Source organism: Bariatricus sp. SGI.161 (assembly GCF_050313695.1).
Taxonomy (GTDB): Bacteria; Bacillota; Clostridia; order Lachnospirales; family Lachnospiraceae; genus JAFBIX01.
In genome coordinates this window covers 1-4,556 of record NZ_JBNPLX010000059.1, presented here as the reverse complement: position 1 = coordinate 4,556, position 4,556 = coordinate 1, and the positions used below count along the sequence as shown (strand labels likewise).

General features: G+C 47.7%; 5 protein-coding genes. All 5 read right to left on the bottom strand.

Features of this window, described 5'->3' with window-relative positions; translation table 11 throughout:
• A complete protein-coding gene (locus tag ACQRBH_RS17000; protein ID WP_001820670.1) occupies window positions 1-1,857 on the bottom strand; it encodes a recombinase family protein in 1,857 nt (618 codons plus the stop codon).
• 54 nt (window positions 1,858-1,911) lie between these two features.
• Window positions 1,912-2,103 (bottom strand): hypothetical protein, encoded by a 192-nt coding sequence (locus ACQRBH_RS16995; RefSeq protein WP_001820669.1) that lies wholly within the window; start codon window positions 2,101-2,103, stop codon window positions 1,912-1,914.
• Window positions 2,104-2,174: 71 nt separating this feature from the next.
• On the bottom strand, window positions 2,175-2,405 hold the full coding sequence (locus tag ACQRBH_RS16990; protein ID WP_001206986.1) for a YdbC family protein: 231 nt from the start codon (window positions 2,403-2,405) through the stop codon (window positions 2,175-2,177).
• 45 nt (window positions 2,406-2,450) lie between these two features.
• On the bottom strand, window positions 2,451-3,305 hold the full coding sequence (locus ACQRBH_RS16985; protein WP_000743700.1) for a ParB/RepB/Spo0J family partition protein: 855 nt from the start codon (window positions 3,303-3,305) through the stop codon (window positions 2,451-2,453).
• Window positions 3,306-3,313: 8 nt separating this feature from the next.
• A complete protein-coding gene (gene mobV / locus ACQRBH_RS16980; RefSeq protein WP_001820668.1) occupies window positions 3,314-4,279 on the bottom strand; it encodes a MobV family relaxase in 966 nt (321 codons plus the stop codon).
• Window positions 4,280-4,556 lie beyond the last annotated feature (277 nt).

Below are 4,556 nucleotides of genomic sequence, written 5' to 3'. Positions count from 1 at the left end.
TCAGTCGGTCATTTTTTGCGGACAGTTCATACATGCTATCCTTTTCTGTTCTCTGCTCCTGCGTTTGCTCTCGTTTGATTTCTCCCTCCGTATCTTCTTGGCACAAGCAGGACAATACCTTGATGCACCAGAGCCCGGGACATATTCAACGCCGCACACCGTACAATTTTTAGCGGGCATTGCTGCCCACCGTTTTGTAGGTATGATATGTAATTCATCGACAAAGCCGATGAATTTATAGTAAATCTTGATTTCCTGCTTCACTGTTCCGTCTGCCATCTTCTCACGCTCCGAAACAAGTATCTTGTCTATGAGTGCGTTTATAACTGTTGCATCCAGTTCTTTTAAGCCTTGATAATTTCGGATAAGGGCGAGGAAGTCACGGATTCCCCGTGATTTCTCGTAGCTTTCATTAAGAGTTTCCGTCACCTCTTTCAGCCTTGCTTCAATTTCAAGCTGCTCTTTCTGGTATTTCCCCGACATCATCTCAAAATTCCGCTCGGTAATACGCTCCATGACCTTATCCTCGTAGAGAGAGGAAAACAGCCTGTCCAGTTCCGCAAGGCGTTTGTTCAGCTTCTTACGTTCTTTCTCTAATGCTTTCGCCCTGCTCTGGTCTGTTTCCGTGAGCCGCTTTTCTATGGCCCTGACCGCCTTTTCATCATTCACTGCCATATCCGCAAAACAGTTGATGTCGGCAAGAACGGCATTGAATAAATCCCTTGCTTCTATATTGTGGGCACTACACTCGCTTCTTCCGTTTCTTGCATAATTATTACATGAATACTGTACACAGTCGATAATCTCTGGGCGTTTCCTCCTGTGTACGTTCATTGCCCGCAGAGCACATCCGCAGTCCACACACTTGATAACGCCTGCAAAAATATTTACAAATCCTCCCTTGTTCTGTGGAAGCCTACGACTTGTAATAAGCTGTTGGACAATATCAAATTCCTCCTGCGTGACTATTCCCTCATGGGTATTGGGTATCACTTCCCATTCTTCGGGCAGCTTAGAGGGGCGTTTCTTGCTTTTCATATTGGCGGCAATCCGTTTGTAGCCTACAAGATTTCCCGCATATATCGGGCTTCTTAAAATGCTCCTCACGCTGTTCCCACTCCAAATATAGCGTTTGTCCTCGTTCCCCTCAAAATGACGTTCAAAGCCTGTTTCGCCACGCTCCGCCGCATAAGCGGCAGGGCGTAGGATATGCTGTTTATTAAGATGTCTGCAAATTTTGGCAACTCCATTCCCTTTTAATGCAAGGTCGAATATCTCTTTTACAACATGTGCCACTTTATCATCTATCAGCAGATGGTTGTGGTCGGCAGGGTCTTTGATATAGCCATAAGGGGCGGTAGTTCCCATGAATTTCCCCTGTTGAAACCTCGCCCGATATGCCGATTTTATCTTAACAGATATGTCAGCGGCATACATTTCGTTTAAAATGTTGCGGAAAGGCGTGATGTCCATAGCAGATTTATTCAAGGTATCTACGCCGTCATTGACCGCTATATACCTCACGTTATGCTCTGGGAAGAAAACTTCCAGATATAACCCACAATCAAGATAGTTTCTCCCCAGACGGGATAAATCTTTCGTAATCACGCAGTTTATCAGACCGCTTTCAATGTCTTTTATCATATTCTGGAAACTTGGTCTTTGGAAATTTGTACCAGAATAACCATCGTCCACATACGTTTTTGCTATGTGCCATCCCTGCTTTTTCACATAATCCGTGAGGATGGATTTCTGTGTCGCAATGCTCGCACTCTCGTTATCCGTACCATCGTCTTTAGATAAGCGGCAATAAATGCCGACTAAATAGATTTTCTTTTCTTCTTTGATTCCTGCCATACTGTAAAACCTCCGTATCTGTCCTATCTGTTTTCATGTCCCATTGCGTACATTCTAAGCGGACAGCCCCTCATTGTCGAAGGTGTCGCCCTCGGCAATCTTCTTCCGAATATCCTCGGAGATAATCGGGACAAACGCTTCTGTAACGGTCTGTGTGCCGACATATTCACGGCTGATTATCATCTGCACTGGTGCTTTTGGCACGATACGCTTTCTCTTTTTATCTGCTTTCTTATCCTCGCCCATACTTAAATCTTCCTTTCCAGACAGGGCAGGGAAGAGTTTGGAAATGTCCCCGCCCTGCCAATCAGATACCATTAATCCTCGCTGTTTAATTCTTTCTGTAATGCTTTAAGGAGTGCCGCCGCTTCATCAGCGTTCAGCGTGATTCCCTTGCCGCACTTTTCACGGTTCGGGGAAAAGCTGCGGATGTCATACTTCGGCTCTTTCCCATTCCATGAAATGAGATTGATTTCCTTTGTGTAGCCACTGTCGCCCGTAGACAATACTGCGATTTCCTTTACGATTTCATACTGGATTTCTCTCATTCTCCATACCTCAACTCTCTGTATTTACTTCCCGAAAAAAGAAGATTAGCGGCTGTCACGGTTGCGTTTCCTCTGCAACTCACGCTCCAAAAGTTTGATGATGGTTTCCTCCATCTGCTTCGGCGTTGTGTTCTTCGGAAAGTATTTTTTCAGCTTGCTTGTGTTGATTTTCAAGGTTTCTTTCTGGTTGCCCTTTTCCTCCGTCATAATCGCAAATATCGTATCCATGTCAAGCCGCCCGCTCTGGCTTAACTGTTTCATCCGCTGTGCCTGTGAGAGTGAGGGCGTTGCTTCTTCGCTCTCCATCGTGGCAAAGAGGTTTTCCTGCTCGTCTTTCTTCAAGAAGGACAGTTCCACCGCAGGCGTGAGGGCGATTTTCCCCTCGTCCACCATCTGCAAAATCGGCGGTATCAGTTCCGTCAGGCGGATAAAACGCTGCACGGTCATCCTGCCCACGCCGAAGCCCTGTGCCACCTTGTCGTCCGTCCGCAACTTCGTCACAACTTGTGACGAGGTTAAGTCTGTGCGGAAACCCTGCCGCTTCATGGCTTCGGATTTCATCTTGTAAGCAAACGCCCGCTCCGATGGCAGGATATTCTCACGCTGCAAATTGCTGTCTACAAGGGTGATGATGGCTCGGTCACGGTCTAAGGGCAGGACAAACGCAGGCACGGTATTTATCCCTGCAAGTTCAGAAGCACGGACACGCCGCTGTCCTGCAATCACTTCATAACCGTCCCCGTCCTCTTTCGGGCGTGTGATTATCGGCGTGACAATGCCAAATTCCTTGATGCTTTCCGCTAACTCTGACAGTGTTTCATCTTCTGCCACATGAAACGGATTGTCGGGGAACGGGTACAAGTCTTTGGTCTTTAACACCTTAAAATCCTGTTTCTTCATTCACATATCTACCTTTCTTTCGCTCTGCTTCTATGATTTTTCTGCAATTCTTCCAACACTTCGGGCGGTATTTTTGACAGCAGCCGCCCCATCTGCTCGTTGGTTCTCTGCAATTCAAATATCTTCTGATTCGCTTTCTGCACCTTTAGTTCCTGCTCGTACTTTTCATCACGCATACGCCCCGCATAGTCTGATTCCTGCCCAATTCTCTCTTTCAAACTGTCGATATACGCCTGCTGTTTCCCGATTTCCTTAGAGAATTTCTCCACGTCTGGCAGCCATGCAGAGAGTAAATCTAACGCTTTATCCCTTTTCTTCCCTGCGTTAAAGGCGTTGATGTCGGATAGGGCAGACACGATTTCTTCATACTGTTTATCAAGCCTGCCGCCTAATTTATAGAGCCATGTGGGGACGTGTTTCCGCTTGGTTTCCATTGAGGACTGCCCCCGTTCAAGCTGATTCCACCGTGAGGACATCCGCTCATGGTAGGCGGTCTGCCACTCGGATAATGATTTCTGGTTGCCTAAGATAGCTTTCGCTGACAGCTTATTGTCTGGCGTAATCGGCACAAAGCAGAGGTGCATATGGGGCGTTCTCTCGTCCATATGGACGACAGCGGAGAGGATATTCTGCTTTCCAACACGCTCCGAAATGAAGTCAAGAGCCGTCTGGAAATACGCTTTTTGTTCTTCGGGCGGTAACTGGTTCATAAATTCTGGTGAAGCTGTGATGAGCGTTTCCACCATCATCACGCTGTCTTTCCTTGTCCTGCACCCCGCTTCGGCTACCATGCGGTTAATCTCTTTCTTGTAGGTGTACTTTGGTGGTGCTATGAGATGGTAATTGTTTTTAGAGCGTTCCATATCTATATCTGGGTTGCTTTTGTAGGCTTCTTTCTTCCGCTCGTTGTGGCGTTCACAAGCCGCAACGCCGCCCGCTTTTCGTTTCTGGAAACGCAGGATTGCATAAGGCATAGGCGGATTCCTCCTTTCTTTCGGCGGGTGACCGTCCTTTGGGGTGACAGCGGTGACGGTGGTGACAGCAGTTTTGGGATACCCCCTGCCGACTGCCGCAACTGTCACCCTCACCCCCTGCATGACGGTCATGTCGATGATGACGGTGTTTTTGGGATACCCCCCTCGCAAGAGCCGTCACCGTCATGCCGCCATTCTTTTATCCGAAGCCGTAAGGCGTAGGATAGCAGGGCACAGCCCTGCCTTAAGGGAGTCCAGAGGGAACGTCTGGCACACG